Source organism: Mesorhizobium sp. M7A.F.Ca.CA.004.06.1.1 (assembly GCF_003999135.1).
Classification (GTDB): Bacteria; Pseudomonadota; Alphaproteobacteria; order Rhizobiales; family Rhizobiaceae; genus Mesorhizobium.
Genome location: NZ_RZPQ01001343.1, coordinates 1 through 680, shown reverse-complemented (window position 1 = coordinate 680; position 680 = coordinate 1). Strand labels below are relative to the sequence as shown.

The window sequence follows — 680 nt, the reverse complement described above, 5'->3', positions numbered from 1 at the left end:
CCACATGCTTCTACTCCGACGCCCCCCCCCGCCGCGGAAAGTAGCGATCCCCAAACAACCCGCCGGCCCGCCACACCAACGGGCCGGCGATTTCATGACTGGATTAGCGCATGAAAGCCGTCCTCTGCCGTTCGCCCGGCGATCTCGTCCTTGAAGACCGGCCCGCACCAGAGGCACCGCCTCCCGGCTGGGCGCTGGTGGCGGTCAGCCATGTCGGCATCTGCGGCACCGACTACCACATTTTCGAGGGCAAGCACCCGTTCCTCGCCTATCCTCGCATCATGGGCCATGAGGTGTCGGGAACGATCGTCGAGACCGGCGACGGCGTCGATCTTGCCGTTGGTGAGCCCGTGGTGATCAACCCCTATCTTTCCTGCGGCAAGTGCATCGCCTGCCGGCACGGCAAGCCCAATTGCTGCCTCAGGATCGAGGTGCTGGGCGTGCATCGCGACGGCGCCATGTGCGAACAGATCCTGGTGCCGGCGCAAAATCTCTATCCGGCCAACGGCCTGTCGCTGGCCGACGCCGCCGCAGTCGAGTTCCTGGCCATCGGCGCGCATGCCGTGCGGCGCGCCCGCGCCGACCCCGGCGCCCGCACGCTGGTCATCGGCGCCGGCCCGATCGGGCTCGGCACCGCCATCTTCGCCCGCATCGCCGAACTCGACGTGACGCTGCTCGAC

The 680-nt window shown here is 67.9% G+C and carries 1 protein-coding gene; it reads left to right on the top strand.

Going from position 1 to position 680, the window contains the following annotated elements; all coding sequences use genetic code 11:
- Positions 1 to 110: 110 nt before the first annotated feature.
- Positions 111 to 680: alcohol dehydrogenase catalytic domain-containing protein (locus EN906_RS36215; RefSeq protein ID WP_164777712.1), on the top strand; the 570-nt coding region annotated here is incomplete at its 3' end.